Source organism: Roseobacter sp. MH60115 (assembly GCF_015644665.1).
In the GTDB taxonomy this organism is placed as follows: domain Bacteria; phylum Pseudomonadota; class Alphaproteobacteria; order Rhodobacterales; family Rhodobacteraceae; genus Roseobacter.
Genome location: NZ_JADOBQ010000005.1, coordinates 177,103 through 199,080, shown reverse-complemented (window position 1 = coordinate 199,080; position 21,978 = coordinate 177,103). Strand labels below are relative to the sequence as shown.

Genomic DNA, 21,978 nt, shown 5'->3' with positions numbered 1-21,978 from the left:
CAGCTTAGGTCGTCGCTTGCAACAGCGTTTGCGTGTAGCTGTGTTGCGGGCGGTCGAAGACTGCGTCGACATCGCCGGTTTCGATGACATCTCCGCGCTTCATCACCATGACCTGATGCGACATGGCCCGCACGACTTTCAGGTCATGCGAGATGAAGATATAGGCCAGCCCGTATTTCGCCTGAAGATCGCGCAGCAGGTCCACGATCTGGACCTGAACGGTCATATCCAGCGCCGAGGTCGGCTCATCCAGCACCACCAGCCGAGGCCGCAGCACCATGGCGCGGGCAATGGCAATCCGCTGGCGTTGCCCGCCGGAGAACTCATGCGGGTAGCGGTCCATGGTTGCGGGGTCGAGGCCAACCTCCACCATCACCTCTTGCACCAGATCGCGCGGATCGCGGTCCGCATCGACCTTGTGAATGCCCAGCCCTTCGGAGATGATCTGCGCGCAGGTCATGCGGGGCGAGAGCGAGCCGTAGGGGTCCTGGAACACGATCTGCATGTCCTTGCGCAGCCCGCGCAATTCCCGTGTCGACCACTTGCGCACGTCCTGCCCCATGAAGACGATCTGCCCCTCGGAGGCAATGAGCCGCATCACCGCCAGCGCCAGCGTGGTCTTGCCGGACCCGCTTTCGCCCACGATTCCGATGGTTTCGCCCGCCCGCACCGACAGGCTCGCGTCATTCACGGCCTTCACATGGCCCACCGTGCGGCGCAGCAGACCCGCGTGGATCGGGAACCAGATTTTCAGATTGTCGGTTTTTGCGACAACCTCGGCGGTCTCCGGCACGGGCGTGGGGGTGCCCGACGGCTCAGCACTCAGAAGCTTGATGGTGTAGGGATGCTGCGGCGCGTCAAAGATCTCGCGCGCGGGCCCTGTTTCCACGATTTCGCCGTGCTGCATGACACAGACCCGGTCCGCGATCCGCCGCACGATACCGAGGTCATGGGTGATAAACAAAAGCCCCATGCCCAGCCGGTCCTTGAGTTCCTTCAACAGGTCGAGAATCTGCGCCTGGATGGTGACGTCCAGCGCCGTGGTCGGTTCGTCCGCGATCAGCACGTCCGGCTCATTGGCCAGCGCCATGGCGATCATCACGCGCTGCCGCTGCCCGCCCGAGAGTTGATGCGGATAGCTGCCGATCCGGCTTTCGGCGTCCTGAATGCCGACCTGATCCAGCAGTTCGAGAATACGGGCCCGGGCAGCCGCACCGGCCAGACCCTGATGCAGGGCAAGGCTCTCCGCCAGTTGCTTTTCAATGGTGTGCAGCGGGTTGAGCGACGTCATCGGCTCCTGAAAGATGAAGCTGATGTCATTGCCGCGCACCTTGCGCAGCTGCGCCTCACTGGCGCCGATCATCTGCTGGCCTTCATAGGTGACAGATCCGGAGACCTCCGCGCTGTCGCCCAGCAAGGATACCGTTGAGAGCGCCGAGACGGATTTGCCTGATCCGGATTCACCCACCAGCGCAACAGTCTCCCCACGTTCCACCGAGAAGCTCACACCCTTCACGGCTTCGGTGACTTGCCCGTCCTGCCGGAACCCGACCCGCAGGTCTTTCACCTCCAGAAGTGCACTCATGAAAAGGTCTTTCTGGGATCAAAGGCATCGCGGATGCCTTCGAAGATGAAAACAAGAAGCGAGAGCATGATGGCGAAGGTGAAGAAAGCCGTGAAGGCCAGCCAGGGCGCTTGCAGGTTCTGTTTCGCCTGCAGGGTGAGCTCGCCCAAAGACGGCGCCGAGGAGGGCAGGCCAAAGCCCAGAAAATCGAGGATCGCCAGCGTCGAGATCGTCCCGGTGATGATGAAGGGCAGCATTGTCAGCATCGCTACCATCGCGTTGGGCAGCATATGGCGGAACATGATCGTGACGTTCGACACCCCCAAGGCGCGCGCGGCCCGGACGTATTCCAGATTGCGGGCGCGCAGGAATTCAGCGCGCACGACGCCCACCAGCGATGTCCAACTGAAGAGCACCAGCAGGATGACCAGCAGCCAGAAACTTCGGCCCAGAATGGCGAACATGATGATGATCACGTAGAGCGACGGGGTTGAGGACCAGATTTCAATGATGCGCTGAAAGATGAGATCTGTCTTGCCGCCAAAAAACCCCTGGACCGCGCCTGCGAATATCCCGATCAGGCTCGCGGCGCCGGTGACGATCAGCGTGAACAGGATCGACAGGCGGAACCCGTGGATGACTCGCGCCAGCACATCGCGCTTGGTGCCATCCGTGCCCAGCAGGTTTTCCCCATTGGGCGGCAGCGGCGCTGCACCCGGTCTGTCGACCGCGGTGTTGAAGGAATAGGGGATCAGCGGCCAGATGGCCCAGCCCTTTTCGATGGTCTCGCCATCGACGATGCCGTCCTGCGCGTCCTCGAAGTACCCTTCGGGATCATCGAAACACAGATCAAGACCGCCGGTTTCAATCAGGCACTTCACCTCCGGATCGCGGTAGACCGCCTCGGTCTGGAAGTCGCCGCCGAACTCCGTTTCGGGATAGAAATTCCAGATCGGCGTATAGTAGCTGCCGCGATACTGCACGAGGATGGGTTTATCGTAGGCCACGAATTCTGCCATCAGCGAGATGCCGAAAAGCAACGCGAAAATCCACAGCGACCAATAGGCCCGCTTGTTCCGCTTGAAGTTGCGCCAACGGCGTTGGTTGAGGGGGGACAGAGCCATCAGCCTTCCCTCCGCTCAAAATCGATCCGCGGGTCGACCAACACGTACATCAGATCCGACAGGATGCCAACGATCAGGCCAATCAGCCCAAAGATGAAAAGCGTGCCGAAGACCACCGGGTAGTCGCGCGCTACTGCCGCCTCGAAGCCGAGGCGGCCAAGGCCATCGAGGCTGAAAATCGTCTCGATGATCAGCGAGCCACCAAAGAACACCCCGATGAAGACCGCCGGGAAGCCAGCGATCACGATCAGCATCGCGTTGCGGAACACATGGCCGTAAAGCACGCGGCGCTCTGCCAGCCCCTTGGCGCGGGCGGTGATCACATATTGCTTTTTGATCTCGTCGAGAAAGCTGTTCTTGGTCAGCAGCGTCAACGTGGCAAAGGCCGAGATGGTCGAGGCCAGCACCGGCAGCGTGATGTGCCAGAAGTAATCCGCAACCTTGCCCAGCGGGGTGAGCTGGTCGAAGTTATCCGACGTCAGACCGCGCAGCGGGAAGATCTGCCAGTAAGAGCCGCCGGCAAAGAGCACGAGCAGCAGGATGGCGAAGAGAAATCCCGGGATCGCGTAGGCCGCGATGATGGCACCGGAGGTCCATGTGTCAAAGCTGGTGCCATCCTTGACTGCTTTACGAATGCCCAGCGGGATCGACACCAGATAGGCAATCAGCGTGGACCAGAGGCCCAGCGTGATCGACACCGGCAGCTTTTCCTTGATCAGGTCGATGACCGAAATGGATCGGAAATAGCTCTCTCCGAAATCGAACCGGGCGTAGTTCCAAAGCATGTTCAGAAACCGCTCCACCGGAGGTTTGTCGAACCCGAACTCTTTTTCCAGCTCTGCAATGAACTCCGGCGGCAGCCCGCGCGCGCCGATGTATTCACTCTCATTCGCGGTGGTGGCAAGCTCATCCGCCCCGGCGTCGTTGTTGGTTCCGGCAAAGCCGCCAAAGACATCGCCACCGCCCTGCGCACGGGCAATCGCCTGCTCCACCGGCCCCCCGGGAACGAATTGTACCAGGGCGAAATTGATCAGCATGATCCCGAGCAGCGTCGGAATGATCAGCAGCAATCTTCGGACAATATAGGCGCCCATACAGCGGTTACCTCAGCGCCCCGGCATCGCGCAAGGCATCCGCCTTATCCTGATTGTACCACCAGAAATCGAGATGCCCGAGCGCGTAAGACGGAATGAATTCAGGATGCTCGTATTGATCGTAGTAAGCCACCCAGTGATCGGGGTTGTACCAGAGGGGGATCATGAAGAACTCGTGCCGCAGCGCACGATCCAGCGCCATGACCGCAGCCTTCTCATCTTCACGCGTCAGTACCTGCAGGGATTCGTCAATGATGGCATCGACCAGCGGACTGGCCAGCCCGGCCGGATTGAAAAGTGAAAACTCGGCGGCTTCAGACCCATAAAACTGGGGCAAGCCGGTTCCTGTCCCCAAAAACGCCGCGTATTGATCATAGACCAAATCATAGTCCCGATCCCGCTCGCGCGAAGTGTATTGTGCGGGGTCAACGATTTCGAGCGTGATGTCGATACCAAGCTTTCGAACATTGGCCACGAAATTCTCCATCACCGCCTTGCCGGTGGCCGAAGACGACCCGCTGAGCAGGAAGTTCAACTTCAAGGGTGTGCCCGCCGCATCTGCACGGGTGCCGTTGTCTCCAATGGTGTAACCCGCCTCATCCAGCAGTTGCATCGCCCGGCGCGCATTGCGTCTGTCAAAGACCCGCGCGGCATTCGACGTATGGGGCTGGCGCACGTCCTCGGTCAGCATCTCCGGTGGGACAAGATCGCCCAGTGACTGCAGCAGCTCCAGCTCCAGCCCTTCCGGTTTTCCCTTTGCCTCGATGGGCGTTCCTTGTGAAAACGACGAACGCTGCGAAAACAAACCGTATTGAAGGCTCTCGTTGGTCCATTCGAAGTTGAACGCCAGCGCAATCGCCTCCCGTACACGCCTGTCTTTCAAGACGTCTTTTCCAAGGTTAAAGACAATCCCTGTTGGCACCGGAGGCGACCCATCGGGCAACGGCTTTTTGACAACATGGCCCTGATCGACCTTTGGGAAATCGTATCCGGTGGCCCATTTGCGGCTGTCGCCTTCCGAGCGGAACGTATATTCACCCGCCTTGAACCCTTCGAAGGCGGCGGTGTCGTCGCCAAAAATTTCCAGCCGGATGCGATCAAAATTGTTGCGGCCAACGTTGATCGGCAAATCCTTTCCCCAGTAGTCCGGGTTGCGCTTGAGCACGATCCGCCTCGTCAGATCGACGCTTTCGATCACGTACGGGCCAGAGCCGGGCGGTGTCTCGATCCAGGTTTCATCCAACCTATTGCCGGTTTCATCAAACCATTTCTTTTGCCACACGGTGGTATTGCCGACCTGCTCAATCAGGCTCCGGCGCGAAATACCATCGGCGAAGTAGAACTTGACGGTATGATCGTCGATCGCCTCGACTTTCGGGATGCGTTTTTTCACCGCCTCACGAAAAGATCTGAGACCCTGATCCAGGATCAGATTGTGGCTGAAAACGACATCATGCGCAGTGACGGGTGTCCCATCCGAAAACCGCGCCTCGGGGCGCATGCGGAAAATAACCCATTCACGGCCCTTGGGATATTCCACGCTCTCGCACAAAAGGCAGTAGTATTCGCTGTAAACGTCAGCGGGCAGCGACACCTGACTTGGCGCTGACCCCAGCAGGCTCTCATAATGGAAAACCGAAAAGAGATGCGCCCGGCCTTTGCCGTTGTAAGGGTTCATCGAATCGAGTGTCCCCACAAAAGACAGGGAGATTTCGCCGCCCTTGGGCGCGTCAGGATTCACATAGTTGAAGTGATTGAAGTCCTTTGGATAGGTCAACTCGCCGTAAAAGGAATAGCCATGGCTGACGATCGTTTCTTCCTCGGCGCGCAGGCTGCTGGTCCAGAAAAGCGCCAGCGCCAGGATCAGTAAGCCGGTACAGAAATCAAGGGCGCGCGCCGCCGCCGTACGTGTCTTCGCCTGAGCCTGGGGGGGTTTCATCTGGCATATCCTCCGGTCTTGCGCCGTCTGTGTCGGCATCTGCGTCGTTAACCATGTAAGCTAACGGGACACCACGCCAAGTTACAAGTTGCGAAAATGTGATCCGGAGTGCACTGCCACCTTGACGCAACAAAAAAGCCGCCTGTTTCTTAACAAGCGGCTTTTTTGGTTAATTAGTCGTTAAGACCAGATTTCTAAATCAGTTGTCGAGGCTGTCGAGATAGGCGATCAGATCGGCACGCTCTTCCACTTTGCGCAGACCGGCAAAGCTCATCGACGTGCCGGGCGCGTAGGAGGACGGCTTTTCCAGGAAGCCGTTGAGGTTTTCCGCCGTCCAGGCGCCGTCCATGGATGCCAGCGTGTCGGAGTAGTTGAAGCCGCCCACTGCGCCTTTTTCACGCCCGACAACGCCGTAGAGATGCGGGCCTGTGCCATTCTCGCCATCGGCCAGCTTGTGACAGGCCGAGCATTTGCGGAACACCTTGGCGCCGTCTTCGGGATCGGCCGCCGCAAGAACCGTTGCGAAGTCGACTTCCTCGACCTCGGCCACCTCTTCACCGCCTTCGACCTCGATCACGTAGGATGCCTCGCCATGGCTTTCCACATGGTACAATTCTTCCGCAGCCCACTTACCTAGCAGAAACACGAGCAGCGCGCCGCAGATGCCACCGGCTGCTTTGGTGAAGGTCATTGTGTCGAACATACTCAGCGATCCGTTTCTATGGGTTTGGGCGGTATCTATTGCTTCACCTTACCGGTGGCAAGGTGTACTTACCGCGACCAATCGACCTCGCATAGAAGAAAAGAACCAAGGATCGCTTAATGAGCACTGCATCGTCCGCCCGCATCGCCTTTCAGGGAGAGTTGGGGGCCTATAGCCACGAAGCCTGCCGCACCGCGCGCCCAGACATGACACCGGTGCCCTGCGCGACGTTCGAAGATGCGGTGGATGCCGTGCGCTCAGGGGACGCGGAACTGGCGATGCTGCCGGTTGAAAACTCGACCTACGGGCGCGTCGCCGACATTCATTCCCTGCTGCCCAAATCCGGATTGCACATCATCGAGGAAGCCTTTGTGCGCGTGCATATCAACCTGCTGGCCGTACCGGGAACCCCCATCGGGGAGATCAAATCGGCAATGAGCCACACCGTTTTGTTGGGACAGTGCAAGGAATTCCTCGCCCAGCACGGTATTTCGCGGGTAACAGGCGCCGATACCGCAGGCTCCGCCAAAGAGGTCGCTGCCGCCGGGGACCCCGCAATGGCCGCGCTTGCCAGTGAACTGGCGGCAGAGATCTATGGCCTCGATCTCCTGGCGCGTCACATCGAGGATGAGGGCAACAACACAACCCGGTTTCTGCTGATGTCTCCCGAGGCGGACCACAAACGCCGCGGCGCGCATGGCATGATCACCAGCTTCGTCTTTGAGGTCCGCAACATTCCCGCCGCGCTCTACAAGGCCATGGGCGGCTTTGCGACCAACGGCATCAACATGACCAAGCTGGAAAGCTACATGGTCGGCGGCTCCTTCACGGCCACGCAGTTTTACGCCGATATCGAAGGTCATCCCGAGGATCCGGGTGTGCAGCGCGCCCTGGAGGAGTTGGACTACTTCACAAATATGATCGAGATTTTAGGTGTGTATCCGGCTGACCCCGGGCGTCATTGATCAACAGCGTTTAGCGACCGGCTCAACCTCGACGCATCTTGCTGGTCCACACGTACAATGTGGTCCCGCCAGCCCGTTCCGCCCAAAAGACAAGGCGTGCGAACCGGTCAACGGTGCACCGCGTGAAGCCGTTTTCTACACGGGGATTCCCTGACACGCCGGAATACTGTCCCGCCCTTGCAGGTGTGGCACTCGCGAGTGGGCAGACAAGGCGGCGTCACAACCGACCTTTGCAACACCCTTGCTCAGGCGCTGTTGCGGTACTGCTCTTCGATCTGATCAAGATAGCTTGCGACGCGGTCTTTATATTTCCTGTTCAGCGACGATTTCGTCAGCTTGAGCGGCTGCAACAGCATGCGCGCCGATAGCGTAAGCGGGCGCATCTCAAGGCTGACCATGATGCGGGTTCGACTCTTTGAGAGCGCAATGAGCTCAAACCGCGTGTCACCCTGCAGCCCTGGCGAGGTCAGATCCAGCACCACCTGATGCGGCGGCTCGTAGGACGCGACCTCCAGATTGAGTTCTCTGCTACGGCCGCGCAGTTGAAAACTGGCCAGCCAGGTCATCCCGACACCCACGCCGGTCAGATCATCGGTGCGCCGAACATCAGCACCCCGCCGCATCGCCGAGCGCTCGAAGTATTCGAAACGCGTCAGCATCGCGAAAACCTCCGCAATCGGGGCCTCCATGACCTCTTGGGTAGAAAACTTCATAGGGCCCCTGTATCAGCCAGAGCGTTGATGTTCGGTCAATCCAACCTGTCCGCAAGCCAGTTTTCCAGCAAAAAATGCGCAATGGCTCCTTTGCGGGCGGGCAGGATGCGCGGATGATCCCCGGCGAATATCTGCATCATCTCCTCGCGACTGACCCATAGCGCGTCTTCGATCTCGACCGGATCGATCGTGATCTCCTCGTTGGTTGCCTCACCGGCACATCCGAACATCAAGGAGGCGGGAAAAGGCCAGGGTTGGCTGGCCAGATAGCTGACCGGTCCCACGGAAACGCCGGTCTCCTCAAAAACCTCGCGCCGGACGGCAGCTTCCAGCGTCTCGCCCGGCTCAACAAATCCCGCGAGCAGCGAATACATCCCCTCCGGCCATCCCGGAGACCGCCCCATCAGCACCTTGTTCCCCCGCGTGATCAGCATGATCACCACCGGATCGGTGCGCGGGAAATGGGTCCCGGCGCATGTGGGGCATTTGCGCTGCCAGCCCGCATGGCTGATCTCGGATTTCTCGCCGCATTTGGAACAGAACTTATGCGTTTCGTGCCAGCCAAAGATGGCCTTGCCCGTTGCTGCAAGCTCTGCATCGCGCGGTGTCAGCCAGGTCATGATCCGCCGCAGTTCCAGAAACGCCATGGTGTCCGGCAAGTCCGGGTGATGCTGCTCGGTCGGGTCGAGGAAACCACCAAGTTGGGTGGCATCCAAATCTTCCGGCTCCCAGTCGGACAGGTCATAGGCAAAGCGAAAGGCGCCGTCCTCGCGCCCCAGCAGGATCTGTTCGTCGGACGCCGAGGCCAAGACGGGATGATCCAGCGGCAGGCGCACAAGTTCGGACGGTTTATGCGGCGTGACCAGCGGCTTGCCACGCCAGAACAGGATTGCACGGCTGTCCGGGTGGTCGCGGGCTGATGTCAGGGCCGCCGCGTCCTCGCGGATCTCGCCTGCACGGTCCAGCGCGGACCCTCCGAAGGTCACCGTTTCCGCGTGTTTCATACCCTGTCCCTGTCGTTTTTGAACGACTGGCATGCGGTCTGCAGTCTTGCAAGGCCAAAGCACCGATTTGGCCACTGCAAGGCTTGCCAACCTCTGCGCGATCTGATGGATATCAATTCGTGCCCAAGTTGATAAACTCTCGATCATGATCGCTGCTGAACCATTGCCTGATGCCGCTCCTGAATTCGCCAATGGCGGCGTCAGGGTACGTCTGCTCGCCACAAGCGATCTGCACATGCAGTTGATCGCCTATGACTACGTCAAAGACCGCCATACGGGGGCGGAGAGTCTGGCGCGGCTGGCCACTCTGATCCGCAGGGCGAGAGACGAGGCAGCCGAGATGGGCGCGGTCTGCTTGCTGATGGACAATGGCGACACGCTGCAAGGGACACCGCTGGGCGTACACCTTGCCGAGCATCGCGTGACACCGCACCCGATGGTGATGGCCATGAACGCGTTGAAATACGACGCCGTAGGCATCGGCAATCACGACTTTGATCACGGTACGGATCATCTGGCGCATTGCATCGCGGAATTTGACGCACCAGTTGTCTGTTCCAACCTGACCTCCGATCGGCTGACATCGCTGCTGCCCTACGCGCTGATTGAACGTGAAATCCCGGACGCGACGGGTGAGACGAAGGCCCTGCGCATTGGCGTGGTCTCGGGGCTGCCGCAACAGACAGCGACATGGAACCGGCACCATCTGGATGAGACCGCCCGCGTTACCTCACCACTGCCTGCCTTGGAGCGGACCGTTCAGCAAGTAAAATCCGAAGGCGCCGACCTCGTGATTGCCCTTGCCCATATGGGCATCGCGCAATTCGACGAAGGGGACGACGCGCAAAATCAGGCGGCCGAGGTTGCAGCGCTGGCTGATGTGGATGCGGTGATTGCAGGCCACACGCATCTGCGGTTTCCGGGTCCGGATCACGACGGTGTTGACGGCATTGATTGCCAGGCAGGGCGCATCGCAGAAAAACCGGTTGTCATGCCGGGCAGCGGGGCCTGCTACCTCGGGGTGATGGACCTCTCCTTACGCCCGCGTGACGGCAAGTCGGGCTGGCACATGGACGACGTCTCTGTTGCGCTCAGACCGCTGACGCCGGATATCGGCGAGGACACGCATATCGCGGCCCTCGCACAGGACGCCCATCAGGCCACGCGCAAGGAATTGGCGCGTGCCGTCGCGCAGCTTGGCGCCCCGATGCACAGCTATTTCGCCCTGGCCTCCCCCAGCCCGGTGACCGCGCTCCTAGCCGAGGCCAAGAAACACGCCATTGCGAAGGCTGTCGCAGGGACGGAATTCGCAGCCCTGCCCCTGCTGGCCGCAACGGCGACCCCTGCGACCGGCGGGTTTGAAGGGCCGGACAACTTCATCGCATTGCCCGCAGGCCAGCTTGAGCGGCGCCATGTTGCGGGCCTCATCCCCTATGCCAATCAGGTCTGGGCGGTCAAAGCCAGTGGCGCGCGGATCGCCGGATGGCTGGAACGGTCTTCGTTGCTGTTCAATGTCCTGCAAACGGACAGGCCGGACCAGATGCTGATCGATCCCCAGGTGCCGGGGTTCCGTTTCGACGCGCTCTATGGCCTGAACTATCAGATCGATCTGACAGTGCCGGCGCGGTTTGACGCGGCGGGCCGTCCCATCGACGGGGCGGCGGGTCGGGTGTCGGAGATCACATGGCAGGGCCAACCCGTTCACCCCGATCAGGAGTTTCTGGTTGCCGTGACCGATCACCGGGCAGGCGGTGGGGGTACATTCCGTGCTTTTGACGATAACGACATCGTGGTGCGGGAAGATGCGCCTCTCGATCTGGCCCTGATCGACTATCTTGCGGCCCCGAACTGCGAGGCCGTGCGGTCTGCCACCCCCTGGCATTTTGCGCCCTCCGCCGCGGGTCTGAGCGCCATCTTGAACACGGCACCGGATGCGTTGAACCATCTATCCGACATCGCGCAGTTGCGCCCGGAACCCTGCGGATACACGCAGGATGGCTTTGTGCGCCTGCGGCTGCATCTCTAGATCACACCCTTGCGTCCCGCGCACCGCTTGCCTATATGCAGGCCTGAGAGGTTGGCGCGGGCGAGCGCCTCGCCAACCCGGTCAGATCCGGAAGGAAGCAGCCGTAACGAGCCCCGCTTGGGTCGTTGTCCAGCCTCTCACCGATCCCTGCATGCGGCTTTGCGGATGTACGTCACCCCAAAGCGCGATGGGGCGCAGATCAGATATCCACTGACCGACCGACCAGAAGCGCATGCCACACGGCTTCGTTCTTTTTGGCAAAGGCGGAGATGTGTCCAATGCGTTTCAGGCCAAAGGCTTTTGGATCCAGCGTTTCCACCTGCGCATATCCGTCATAGGTTTCCGCCAACCGCTGCGAGCAAATGGTCGGGCACACGTCGTCATCGGTAAAGGAAATCAGACGCACCGGCGCGCCGGATCGTGACCAGTCGGGCGCAGGCAGGCTGTCGCGCAAGGCGCCATCATGCACGCTTGGTGTCGTGCACCAGCGGCGCCATTCCGTGTAAGCAGTGCCGGGCATATCGACCCCCAGGCCCAGCTTGCGGCCGGGCAGATAGCCACACAAAGGCGTCACAAGTGACGGAATCCCATACCAGAAGTAGAGCGCAAAGGCTCGGTACGGCCAGGGGTGATCGGCGTGATGCACAAAGCCCGACGCCACGCCAATCACGCGATCAATGCCGCTGATGTCGTCCTGCATCGGCAGGAGCATCGTGCCCAGCGAATGGCCCATGACCCAAAGCGGCACATCCGGCACCGCGCGGCGCAGATGGGCACGGGCGGCGGCATTGTCGCGCAACCCCCAGTCGGACATGGTGGCACGGCTCTGGCGCATCGGCCCGGCGGACGACCGCCCCATGCCGCGATAGTCGTAGGTCAGGACCGCGATGCCGTGCTCGACAGCGGCCCATTCCGCAAAGGCGCTGTAGTAGGACTGCGGCACGCCGGTTGCCCCGTTGAGCACCAGGGCGGCGCAGGGGTGGAACGGTGGCAGAAAAAGCGTCCCCCCCAGTTCGGCCCCATCCGCCGTCTTGATCAGGCGGCGGCGTATTCTGGGCGTTTCCACGACTTTCAACATGCTGACCTCCTGCGCATCCAATCAGTAGACCAATTGGTCTATTCCCATGACTGGACCATTTGGTCTAGCTCTGTCAAGCTGCCAGTATGGATACAAGCGCTCTTCCGACCAAAGACAGGCTGATCCGCGCAGCGGCACAACTCTTCCGGTCCCGCGGATATCATGGGGTTGGCCTGAACGATCTGCTAGCCGAAGCGACGGCGCCCAAAGGGTCGCTCTACCACCATTTTCCAAACGGCAAGGCGGATCTCGCACTGGCGGCGGCGACCTGGGCATCGGACGAGATGTTGCGCGTGATCGCGGCGAGTTTTGCCGGGGCAAAGACCTTTGAGGACGGGGCGACCACGCTGTGTTTCAAGCTGGCCAAACTCTTTGACCTCACCGGCCAGCAAGATGGCTGCCCCGTGGGTTCAACCCTCTTTGAAGGTCCCGGCAATGCAGAATTCCTGCGCCACGCGGAGCGATGCTACGAAGGCTGGATCGAAGAGGTGCAGGACCACGCCAACCGATTCGGCTTGCAGGAGGCAGACGCCCGACGGCGCGCGGAACATGTGTTCCTGCTGATCCAGGGCGGCTGGCAGCTCGCCCGCGCCCGCAAAAGTTCGGAGGTGTTGCGCGGCCTGCCGGAGTTGTTCGCCCATATGCCGCAGGCGGCATCCGGGACCGGCAGGAATTAGAGCAAATCCGGCCTGCGCTGCTGGACGCCACCGGGCGGAGCCTCTAGTTTGCCTGCACCCCGGTTCCGGAAGGCAGAGCATGCAAGACGACACATCCAACTACCAGGTGCTGGCGCGCAAGTACCGCCCGGAGACCTTTGCCGATCTGGTGGGTCAGGACGCAATGGTCCGCACGCTGAAAAACGCCTTTGAGGCGGACCGGATAGCACAAGCCTTCATCATGACCGGCATTCGCGGGACGGGGAAAACCACGACCGCCCGGATCATCGCCAAGGGCATGAACTGCATTGGTCCGGATGGCAGTGGCGGCCCGACCACGGAGCCCTGCGGCACCTGCGAACATTGCACGGCGATCATGGAAGGCCGCCATGTGGACGTGCTGGAGATGGATGCCGCGTCCAACACCGGGGTGGCGAATATCCGCGAGATCATCGATTCGGTGCACTATCGCGCGGCCTCTGCCCGTTACAAGGTCTACATCATCGACGAAGTGCACATGCTGTCGACCGGGGCCTTCAACGCACTGTTGAAAACGCTTGAGGAGCCGCCGGCGCATGTGAAGTTCATCTTTGCCACCACGGAAATCCGCAAGGTGCCGGTCACGGTCCTGTCGCGCTGCCAGCGGTTCGATTTGCGGCGGATCGAACCGGAGGTGATGATCGCCCTGATGCGCAAGATTGCCGGTGCCGAGGGCGCGGAGATTGCGGATGATGCGCTGGCCCTGATCGCGCGCGCGGCAGAAGGCTCTGCCCGGGATGCAACATCGCTGCTGGACCAGGCCATCAGCCATGGTGCCGGAGAGACCACAGCCCTGCAGGTGCGGGCCATGCTGGGGCTAGCGGATCGCGGGCGGGTGCTCGATTTGTTCGACATGATCCTGAAGGGCGACGCGGCGGGGGCCTTGACGGAACTCTCGGCGCAATATGCCGAAGGCGCGGACCCGATGGCCGTGCTGCGGGATCTGGCGGAGATTACCCATTGGGTGTCGGTGGTGAAAATCACGCCCGAGGCCGCCGAAGACCCGACCGTGTCGCCGGATGAACGCAGCCGCGGGATGGCAATGGCTGACGCCTTGCCGATGCGGGTTCTGACCCGGCTGTGGCAAATGTTGCTGAAGGCGCTGGATGAGGTTGCCAGCGCACCCAATGCGATGATGGCGGCGGAAATGGCGATCATCCGGCTGACGCATGTGGCCGATCTGCCCAGCCCGGAAGAGTTGGTACGCAAGCTGCAAGGGACCACGCCACCTCCGGCGCCGGGCAGATCCTCGGGTGGGTCACAGCCTGTGCAGAGCACAGGCGCGCGTGCCGCGGGCGGGGGGGCCTCGGCTGTCGCCTCGGCCCGGACATCCGCCAATGGCGGCGCAGGACCGGCGACGGCTCAGGCGCTGGACGTTGATGCGGCTCTGGCACGGTTCCCGAGTTTCGATCACGTGGTCGAGTTGATCCGGGCCAATCGGGACGGCAAGCTCTTGGCAGATGTGGAGACCGATGTGCGGCTGGCCTCTTATCAGCCCGGGCGCATCGAATTCGAGCCCACGGCGCGGGCCCCCCGCGATCTGGCGCAAAGGCTGGGGCATCGGCTGCAGATGTGGACCGGCAACCGCTGGGCCGTGACGGTCGTGAACGAAGGCGGCGGCAAGACCATCGACGAGGTGCGCAACGCGGAGCGATACGCGTTGGAAGCCGAGGCGAAAGCGCATCCCCTGATGCAGGCCGTGCTCGCCCAGTTCCCGAAGGCACAGATCAAGGATATCCGCACCGCGGATCAGATCGCCGCCGAAGCCGTTCAGGAAGCCCTGCCCGAAGTAGAAGACGAATGGGATCCCTTCGAGGATGACTAATCCCCGGGCGCTGATCCCGCCCCGGATGGCGTCGCTTGAGCAGGATTGGCAGATGTCGCCGGGCATTGTATCCAACGGTCACGTCTTCCTGACCGGGTTCAATGGCTGCCCGCTCGACGGACCGCCCTCTCCGGATCCCGAAATGCAGATCACCACGGCCTTCGATGCGGTCGAGATGGTGCTGGCCGAGGCGGGCCTCAGCTTTGCCGATGTCATCGAGATGACGTCGTATCATGTTGGTCTCGCCGATCACCTGACGCTTTTCAGGAAACTGCGCGGGGGGCGGGTCAGCCGCCCCTATCCGGCCTGGACGGCAATAGAGGTTGCGGGCTTTGCGACGCCCGGCGTGATTGTCGAGCTTAAGGTGGTCGCCCGGCTCAAAAGTGACTAAGTAACAGGGCAGCACTGCCTCATGCGGATTTGAAACAAGAAGGAACAGAGCATGTTCAAAGGACTTGGCGGCCTCGGCGATATGGCCGGGATGATGAAGAAAGCGCAGGAAATGCAGGGCAAAATGGCCCAGTTGCAGGAAGATATGCACGGCATCCTGGTGGAAGGCTCCTCCGGGGCAGGTCTCGTCAAGGCCACCTGCACGGCCAAAGGCGAGTTGAAAACGCTCGATATTGACTCGTCGATCTTCAACGGCGATGACAAGGAAGTTGTCGAGGATCTGATCCTGGCGGCGATCAAGGACGCGCAGACAAAGGCGAGCGAACGGGCGCAGGAAGAGATGTCGAAGCTGACCGAAGGCCTGGGCCTGCCAGCAGACATGAAGCTGCCGTTCTAACACGGGTTTGCAGGCACAGAGCGGCAGAATGTGCCCAAGGGGCATCTTGCAGGCACCTCCGGTCCTGACCGAGCACAAGACATGAGCAGCACCAAAGACATCGACGCCCTGATCGAGCTGATGGCCAAGCTGCCCGGTCTTGGCCCGCGGTCTGCGCGGCGCGCGGTGCTGCACCTCATTCGCAAGCGCAGCCTGCTGCTGACCCCACTGGCAGATGTGATGCAGACCGTCGCCGCCACTGCGCGCGAATGCCTGAATTGCGGCAATGTCGGCACCCTTGATGTCTGCGATATCTGCACCTCCGAAAAACGCGCCAATGGGGAGCTTTGTGTTGTCGAAGACGTGGCCGATCTTTGGGCCATGGAACGCTCGGGCGTGTTCAAAGGCCGGTATCACGTGTTGGGCGGTACATTGTCCGCCCTTGATGCGGTGGGCCCCGATGAGCTGCGCATTCCGCGGCTGATCGACCGGGTGCTCAGCGAAGACATCACCGAGGTCATTCTTGCCCTGAACGCCACGATTGATGGGCAGACCACGGCGCACTACATCGCAGATCAGCTTGACGGGCAGGTCACGCTCACATCGCTGGCGCAGGGGGTGCCAATTGGGGGAGAGCTTGATTATCTCGATGACGGGACGATCACCGCGGCAATGCGGGCCCGCAAAACCCTTTGATGCCTGATCGGACGGACCTCAGGCGAGGCGAAACTCTTCAAGATGGTTGTTGATGTGCAGGACATGCGCGACGGCGTAGTCGTCCTTGCTGAGATCACCGTAAGCAAAATGCGGTTTCATTTCGGCCTCATAGCCGCGAAAGGAAACCAAGGCAGACTTCAGGCGCATGAGACCCGCATTGGCGGGGCCACCGTCGGCTACGATTTCGCCCGGGATCACCTCATCCAGCCCATGGCTCATCTCGCCGCGCGCGCTGAAAACCCGGTAGGCCAATTGTCCAATCGTGTTCTGAAACAGAGCGGACTTCTGCTGCGGAAAGCCGGACATTGAAAACTCGACCGACTGCGCGAGATGATTGAAGGTGCGAAAGGCGTCCCATGCGCCGGTGGTTTGCAACGGTTGCCGCGACAGGTCATCCAGTTTGTCCAGCATCAGGTCAAGCGCCAGATGGCTCTGATCCCGCGGCGCGTTGAGCCAGTGGTATCCCCCACCGGCCACCCCAAGAAAGGCACCCGTCACCACGTATTTTGCAAATCGGCGTCTGTTCATCCGTCCGCCTTAGCAAATCGGGCCGCTGGTGGATAGCCGAAGCTGCGGACCCGTTGAGCGACAGAGCGGGTGCAGGTGCTTGTGTCCCGGACCCGCTCTGCCCCGTGATCAGCTGCGCGGATCGCTTTCCTTGCTGTCTTCATCGTCATCGACAGGTCCGTCAGGCAGGTTGAAGAAGCTGTCCGCATCCGCGAAATCTCCACTCTCTTCGACCTCCGGCTGTTCGTCACCATCACCAGCGAGCGTGAAGGTTTCCAGGCCTTCGATGGCCGTCGGAATTTTCGGCTCGGCCTCCATGCCAAGGCTCTGTTCGGTGCTGACCAGCTTGCGGCGCTCATCATCGCTCATCACCGGCGCGTCTGCGGCTTTCTTGGCGGCGGCTTTCTGAACCACAGCGTCCAGTTCGGACTGTTTGCACAGGCCCAGGGCAACCGGGTCGATCGGCTGGATGTTGGCGATATTCCAATGGGTGCGTTCGCGGATTGCCTGAATGGTGGGTTTGGTTGTGCCCACCAGCTTGCTGATCTGTCCGTCGCTGAGTTCGGGATGGAATTTCACCAGCCACAGGATCGACGCGGGCCGGTCCTGACGTTTGCTGAGCGGTGTATAACGCGGACCGCGCCGCTTTTCTTCGCCCTGGGCCGCGGCGTTGAATTTCAGCTGCAGCTTGTGCAACGGGTTGCCCTGGGCGGCTTCGATCTCATCCTGCGTGAGCTGGTTGTTGGCAATCGGGTCGAACCCCTTCACGCCCTGCGCCACGTCTCCATCCGCGATGCCCTGCACTTCCAGCTCGTGCATGCCGACGAAATCCGCGATCTGTTTGAAGCTGATGGTCGTGTTGTCCACCAGCCAGACGGCGGTGGCCTTGGCCATGATCGGTTTTGCCATTTTCATTCTCCTGTCTACCTGCGTGAGCCCACATCTTTCCCGTCGCCTGAAAGGGCTGTCCCGGAGGGTCGGAACGGTTTCCATTGTGGGGGAACTTGTGGCTTATATAAGCGGGCAAACCGAATAAGGAAAGACCCAATGCGTGCGGCTCTGATCTGGCTTCTGACGGCCCTGCCCCTTGCAGCACAGGACCATCGCGCCGGTTTTTTCGACTATTACGTGCTGTCGCTCAGCTGGTCGCCGACCTGGTGCGCGCTCGAAGGCGATGCGCGCGGGTCGGATCAATGCGCGCCGCGCCATGATCATGGCTGGATACTGCACGGGCTGTGGCCGCAGTACGAACGGGGCTATCCGGAATATTGCCGAACGGGCGAGCGCGCGCCGTCGCGCCGCATGACACGCGAGATGGCAGATGTGATGGGCACCTCCGGGCTGGCCTGGCACCAGTGGAAAAAACACGGCACTTGCAGTGGGTTAAATGCGTCAGATTACTACGCGCTGTCCCGCGAAGCCTATGCGCGTGTGACCAGACCCGAAGTGTTCCGGAAGCTCGACAAGCCGGTGCGCCTGCCCGCCTCCGTGGTCGAAGAGGCCTTTTTGCAGTCGAACCCAGACCTGGAGGCCAAGGGGATCACCATCACCTGCAAAGCCGGGCATATTCAGGAGGCGCGTATCTGCCTGACGCGGGCTCTGAGCCCGCGGACATGCGGTGCGGATGTCCTGCTGGACTGTTCTTCTGCAAGCGCCCTTTTCACGCCCATCCGGTGATATTGGGGCAGGCCGTGGCGCGGGTTTCGGGCATCATGGCTCCAGAATCGTGCAGCCAGTGGTTTTTCTGGCCTCCAGGGTTTCATGCGCGGCGCGCACCTCGCTCAAGGGAAAACGTTGATCGATGCGGATGTCCACGGCGCCGGACTGCACCTTGTCAAAGAGATGCCGCGCCATTTCCTGACAAGCCGCGTGGTCGCCGATATGCGCAAAGAGCGTGGGCCGGGTGATTTTCAACGACCCTTTCTGTCCCAGCACAGCGAGATTGAAAGGCGGCACGGGGCCCGAGGCGTTGCCAAAGGAAATCATCATGCCCAGAGGTTTCAGACTGTCGAGCGAGCCCTCGAAGGTGTCTGCGCCAACGGCATCCATGACCACATCCACGCCGCGCCCACCGGTCAACTCCTGCACGCGGGCGGCCCAATCCTCGGTCCGGTAGTTGATGCAATGCGCCGCCCCATGGTCCAGTGCGAGCGCGCATTTCTCATCCGTTCCGGCCGTCCCGATCAGCGTGATGCCTTCGGACCGCGCCCATTGGCAGGCGATCAGACCGACGCCTCCCGCAGCGGCGTGAAAGAGCACCGTATCTCCCTCAGCAATCGGCGTCGTCCGGTGAAAGAGATATTTGACGGTCATGCCCTTGAGCATCATGGCCGCGCCCTTGTCGAAGGAGATATCCTCCGGCAGCGGGCAGACCTGCGCGGCGGGCATCACCCGGGCGGTTGCATAGGCGCCCGCAGGCGTTGCGGCGTAGGCGGCGCGGTCTCCCGGCTTGAGATGCGTGACACCCGCGCCAACAGCGTCGATGACCCCTGCCGCCTCCATGCCCAACGCGTGGGGCAGGTCGAGCGGGTAGAGACCGCTGCGCTGATACACATCGATGAAATTCAGCCCGCAGGCTTTATGGTTGATCCGTACCTCGCCGGGCCCTGGGTCGCTGACCTCGCGATCCACCAATATCATGGCCTCGGGCCCACCGGGGCTTTTGATGATGACTGTTTGTGCCATTTTGGCTTTCCTTTCACGTTGCGTGAATACTGCTGTTGCAAAGGTGGCCTGAAAGCCCACCCTACCTGCCGGAAACATCCAATACGATCTTGCCGATATGTTCGGAGCTTTCCATCCGCGCATGCGCCTTGGCGGCTTCTGCCAGCGGGAAGGCCTGATCCATCACCGGTGCAACGCGTTTCATCGCCAGCAGCGGCCAGACCTTCTCTCGCAGGTCCTGCGCAATGCAGGCCTTGGCTGTGTCGCTCTGCGGGCGCAGGGTGCTGCCCGTCATCGTCAGCCGCCGCATCATCAGCTGTGCGAAGTTCACCTCCACCTTCGGGCCGTTCAGAAAAGCGATCTGCACCAGCCGCCCGTCATCCGCGAGGGCCTTGAGGTTGCGCGGGATATAGTCACCGCCGACCATGTCCAGGATCAGGTCAGCCCCCCCTGCTGCGCGCAGAACCTCGACAAAATCCGCGTCGCGGTAGTTGATCGCGACCTCGGCCCCAAGTTCTGTGCAAGCGGCACATTTATCGGCGGACCCTGCGGTTGCGAAGACCCGGGCCCCAAAGGCATTGGCCAGTTGGATGGCAGTTGTGCCGATGCCGGAGGAGCCACCGTGCACCAGAAACCGCTCACCTGATTTGAGGGCACCGCGGGTGAAGACATTGGACCAGACCGTGAAAAACGTCTCTGGCAGGCAGGCCGCCTCTTTCAGCGTCATGCCCGCAGGCACCGGCAAGCAGTGGGCTGCAGGCGTTGCGACGTATTCGGCATAGCCGCCACCGGGCAACAGGGCGCAAACGGGATCCCCAACCGCCAGACCGGACACGCCGCTGCCCAGCGCGACGATTTCGCCCGAGGCTTCAAGCCCCGGCAGATCACTGGCCGTCGGGGGCGGCGCGTAGAGACCCGCACGTTGCAGGGCGTCGGGGCGGTTCACGCCAGCCCAGGCCGCCTTGATCACCACCTGACCATGGGCGGGCTCGGGCATCGGGCGCTCCGTAAGTGCCAACACGTCCGGTCCACCGGGTTTCGTGATTTCAACGGCACGCATCATCTGGGACATTCGCGGGATCCTTTCTGTTGCTCCATGCGTAGCAGGACAGACCGGAATGGCAAACCGAAGGCAGCTCTTGTGCTCGTTCTTTTGGTGCCTGCAAAATCTCTGTCTGTGTGTCCGTTCGCTCTTTTGCAGCTGCAGGGTGCCCGGTCTGCCGGGAACAGAGGGCATCCACCGGGTCGACACATCTGTCACGTTCAGCATCTGCAGCCAAACCCTGCGGTGATCCTGCTACATACGGTCACGATGAATGTATGTTGCCGATCCAGGCCTCACTCCCGCGGCGCGGTCCAGCTGCCGGGGAAGTCCATCTTCGGCATGCGAGCCGGCGCCTTGATATGGCTCATCAGCCAGTTCGGCCCTGCCATCAACCGGCTGAGCGTCGGGCTTTGCCGGACCCGGGCCTTGAGCTTTTCAATCTGCATGACATCTTCGATGCGCCGGTCCAGGAAGGACCATGTCGCCATGTTGTCCGGGCTGTCATCGCCCAGCCAGTACAGAACCGTGGAGGAATAAACACCGCTCAATGTCGCGCGCTTGGTATACCAGTTCACATCGTCCGAGGTATCACCCAGCGCGGTCCAGATCGCATCGGACGTGCCCCAGATCAGCTTTGCCCCATCCGCCGCATGCATCGGCAGGGCGAAAAGCGTGGTGCCCCGCCGCACGGCCTCCTTGTCGGTGACCGCCTCGATGCGGAACCGCACGGCGCTGGCCACCTTCTCGCGGAACTTCAACGCGCTCATATCCTCGGCGGCAATCCGGGCGGTCATCGCCTCATCCCCGCGATGATGGAAGGCCACCGCCAGATCGACAGCACCGCGCGGACACACCGCGCGCGCCACCGCCGGAGCGACATCCGTGTCGCGAATCGCAGCCTGAAAACTGGCCTCGGACCAGCCATCAAAGGGCACATGCGCAAGCGCTGCGTCCAAAAGCTGTGTTTTTGCGGTCTCGTATGATACGCTCATGACATGTCTCCTGCGGGAAAGGGCGCGGTATACTGGACAAGATAGGTTGTCCTTGCTATATGCCCACTTCCTGCAAATCCTTGCAACTCAACTTAGAAAGGTGGTGAAAACCACATGCAGGTTAGTGTTCGCGACAACAACGTCGATCAGGCCCTCCGGGCTCTGAAGAAAAAGCTGCAGCGTGAAGGTGTCTTCCGTGAAATGAAGCTCAAGCAACATTTCGAGAAGCCGTCCGAGAAAAAAGCGCGCGAGAAAGCTGAAGCGATCCGCCGTGCCCGTAAGCTGGCACGCAAAAAAGCCCAACGCGAAGGTATGATGTAAGTACCCCGCCCGAAGGCTGATGTGAATACGGACCCCCGTGTGGCAAGACCACGCGGGGGTTTGTTGTTTCAAAGGCCCTGGTTTCCTTCACATAAAGGTCGCGTTTTCTTGCTGGCCACGGCCCTGCGGCGGGGCAGGGATGGACGCGGCATTTTATCGCCGTGCCGGGTGCTGCATTCTGGCTCATCCCTGCTGAGAATTTAGGCAATGGCAGGCCAGCCTATCCAAGCTTTGCA

General features: G+C 61.1%; 22 protein-coding genes and 1 other RNA gene. 10 read left to right on the top strand and 13 right to left on the bottom strand.

Going from position 1 to position 21,978, the window contains the following annotated elements:
• Positions 1-4 precede the first annotated feature (4 nt).
• From ISX84_RS16725 to ISX84_RS16705, 5 genes are all read right to left on the bottom strand, one after another.
• Positions 5-1,585: an ABC transporter ATP-binding protein gene (locus tag ISX84_RS16725; RefSeq protein ID WP_195821537.1), complete on the bottom strand. Its 1,581-nt coding sequence runs from the start codon at positions 1,583-1,585 to the stop codon at positions 5-7.
• Positions 1,582-2,688 carry an ABC transporter permease gene (locus tag ISX84_RS16720; protein ID WP_195821536.1) on the bottom strand — a complete coding sequence of 369 codons (1,107 nt, stop codon included), beginning with the start codon at positions 2,686-2,688 and terminating at the stop codon, positions 1,582-1,584. Before ISX84_RS16720 ends, ISX84_RS16725 begins: the two co-directional genes overlap by 4 nt.
• On the bottom strand, positions 2,688-3,782 hold the full coding sequence (locus tag ISX84_RS16715) for a microcin C ABC transporter permease YejB (protein ID WP_195821535.1): 1,095 nt from the start codon (positions 3,780-3,782) through the stop codon (positions 2,688-2,690). Before ISX84_RS16715 ends, ISX84_RS16720 begins: the two co-directional genes overlap by 1 nt.
• 7 nt (positions 3,783-3,789) lie before the next feature.
• On the bottom strand, positions 3,790-5,721 hold the full coding sequence (locus ISX84_RS16710; RefSeq protein ID WP_195821534.1) for an extracellular solute-binding protein: 1,932 nt from the start codon (positions 5,719-5,721) through the stop codon (positions 3,790-3,792).
• A gap of 199 nt (positions 5,722-5,920) precedes the next feature.
• Positions 5,921-6,424: a c-type cytochrome gene (locus tag ISX84_RS16705; protein ID WP_195821533.1), complete on the bottom strand. Its 504-nt coding sequence runs from the start codon at positions 6,422-6,424 to the stop codon at positions 5,921-5,923.
• A 119-nt stretch (positions 6,425-6,543) separates the two neighbouring features.
• On the opposite strand from ISX84_RS16705, the gene ISX84_RS16700 reads away from it, so the two are divergent.
• Entirely contained in the window at positions 6,544-7,389 is an 846-nt protein-coding gene (locus ISX84_RS16700; protein ID WP_195821532.1) for a prephenate dehydratase, read from the top strand.
• 245 nt (positions 7,390-7,634) lie between these two features.
• Here the strand turns inward: ISX84_RS16700 and ISX84_RS16695 are convergent, their stop codons facing one another.
• Entirely contained in the window at positions 7,635-8,102 is a 468-nt protein-coding gene (locus ISX84_RS16695) for an SRPBCC family protein (protein WP_195821531.1), read from the bottom strand.
• Between the two features lie 35 nt (positions 8,103-8,137).
• Positions 8,138-9,106, bottom strand: coding sequence for an NAD(+) diphosphatase (gene nudC / locus ISX84_RS16690; protein WP_195821530.1), 969 nt, complete (start codon positions 9,104-9,106; stop codon positions 8,138-8,140).
• A 145-nt stretch (positions 9,107-9,251) separates the two neighbouring features.
• On the opposite strand from nudC, the gene ISX84_RS16685 reads away from it, so the two are divergent.
• Together ISX84_RS16685 and ffs are read left to right on the top strand one after the other, a co-directional pair.
• Positions 9,252-11,132, top strand: a complete 1,881-nt coding sequence (locus ISX84_RS16685) for a 5'-nucleotidase C-terminal domain-containing protein (RefSeq protein WP_195821529.1) — start codon at positions 9,252-9,254, stop codon at positions 11,130-11,132.
• A gap of 45 nt (positions 11,133-11,177) precedes the next feature.
• Positions 11,178-11,274: signal recognition particle sRNA small type (gene ffs / locus ISX84_RS16680), an RNA gene on the top strand.
• A gap of 57 nt (positions 11,275-11,331) precedes the next feature.
• Here ffs and ISX84_RS16675 read toward each other — a convergent pair.
• Complete coding sequence (locus ISX84_RS16675) at positions 11,332-12,210, bottom strand: alpha/beta hydrolase family protein (protein WP_195821528.1); 879 nt, start codon at positions 12,208-12,210, stop codon at positions 11,332-11,334.
• 86 nt (positions 12,211-12,296) lie between these two features.
• On the opposite strand from ISX84_RS16675, the gene ISX84_RS16670 reads away from it, so the two are divergent.
• The 5 genes from ISX84_RS16670 (at position 12,297) to recR (ending at position 16,192) form a co-directional block, all read left to right on the top strand.
• The gene (locus tag ISX84_RS16670) at positions 12,297-12,887 is read left to right on the top strand and encodes a TetR/AcrR family transcriptional regulator (RefSeq protein WP_195821527.1); all 591 of its coding nucleotides are present in this window, start codon (positions 12,297-12,299) and stop codon (positions 12,885-12,887) included.
• Between the two features lie 79 nt (positions 12,888-12,966).
• On the top strand, positions 12,967-14,730 hold the full coding sequence (locus ISX84_RS16665; RefSeq protein WP_195821526.1) for a DNA polymerase III subunit gamma/tau: 1,764 nt from the start codon (positions 12,967-12,969) through the stop codon (positions 14,728-14,730).
• A complete protein-coding gene (locus ISX84_RS16660) occupies positions 14,723-15,121 on the top strand; it encodes a RidA family protein (RefSeq protein WP_195821525.1) in 399 nt (132 codons plus the stop codon). The genes ISX84_RS16665 and ISX84_RS16660 overlap by 8 nt, the downstream gene beginning before the upstream one ends.
• 51 nt (positions 15,122-15,172) lie before the next feature.
• Positions 15,173-15,517 (top strand): YbaB/EbfC family nucleoid-associated protein, encoded by a 345-nt coding sequence (locus ISX84_RS16655; RefSeq protein WP_195821524.1) that lies wholly within the window; start codon positions 15,173-15,175, stop codon positions 15,515-15,517.
• A gap of 81 nt (positions 15,518-15,598) precedes the next feature.
• Positions 15,599-16,192: a recombination mediator RecR gene (recR, locus tag ISX84_RS16650; protein WP_195821523.1), complete on the top strand. Its 594-nt coding sequence runs from the start codon at positions 15,599-15,601 to the stop codon at positions 16,190-16,192.
• A gap of 18 nt (positions 16,193-16,210) precedes the next feature.
• Here the strand turns inward: recR and ISX84_RS16645 are convergent, their stop codons facing one another.
• Positions 16,211-16,741 carry a DUF1569 domain-containing protein gene (locus ISX84_RS16645; protein ID WP_195821522.1) on the bottom strand — a complete coding sequence of 177 codons (531 nt, stop codon included), beginning with the start codon at positions 16,739-16,741 and terminating at the stop codon, positions 16,211-16,213.
• Between the two features lie 108 nt (positions 16,742-16,849).
• The gene (locus ISX84_RS16640) at positions 16,850-17,629 is read right to left on the bottom strand and encodes a DUF1013 domain-containing protein (protein WP_195821521.1); all 780 of its coding nucleotides are present in this window, start codon (positions 17,627-17,629) and stop codon (positions 16,850-16,852) included.
• Between the two features lie 138 nt (positions 17,630-17,767).
• Between ISX84_RS16640 and ISX84_RS16635 the strand changes: the two genes are divergently transcribed.
• Complete coding sequence (locus tag ISX84_RS16635) at positions 17,768-18,397, top strand: ribonuclease T2 family protein (protein WP_195821520.1); 630 nt, start codon at positions 17,768-17,770, stop codon at positions 18,395-18,397.
• Between the two features lie 33 nt (positions 18,398-18,430).
• Here ISX84_RS16635 and ISX84_RS16630 read toward each other — a convergent pair whose 3' ends face one another.
• The 3 genes from ISX84_RS16630 to ISX84_RS16620 all read right to left on the bottom strand — a co-directional run bounded on the left by ISX84_RS16630 (position 18,431) and on the right by ISX84_RS16620 (position 21,421).
• Complete coding sequence (locus ISX84_RS16630) at positions 18,431-19,405, bottom strand: quinone oxidoreductase family protein (protein ID WP_195821519.1); 975 nt, start codon at positions 19,403-19,405, stop codon at positions 18,431-18,433.
• Positions 19,406-19,466: 61 nt separating this feature from the next.
• The gene (locus ISX84_RS16625; RefSeq protein WP_195821518.1) at positions 19,467-20,456 is read right to left on the bottom strand and encodes an NAD(P)H-quinone oxidoreductase; all 990 of its coding nucleotides are present in this window, start codon (positions 20,454-20,456) and stop codon (positions 19,467-19,469) included.
• Between the two features lie 266 nt (positions 20,457-20,722).
• Positions 20,723-21,421: a COQ9 family protein gene (locus ISX84_RS16620; RefSeq protein ID WP_195821517.1), complete on the bottom strand. Its 699-nt coding sequence runs from the start codon at positions 21,419-21,421 to the stop codon at positions 20,723-20,725.
• Between the two features lie 114 nt (positions 21,422-21,535).
• Between ISX84_RS16620 and rpsU the strand changes: the two genes are divergently transcribed.
• On the top strand, positions 21,536-21,742 hold the full coding sequence (gene rpsU, locus ISX84_RS16615) for a 30S ribosomal protein S21 (protein WP_007118112.1): 207 nt from the start codon (positions 21,536-21,538) through the stop codon (positions 21,740-21,742).
• Positions 21,743-21,978: the final 236 nt, after the last annotated feature.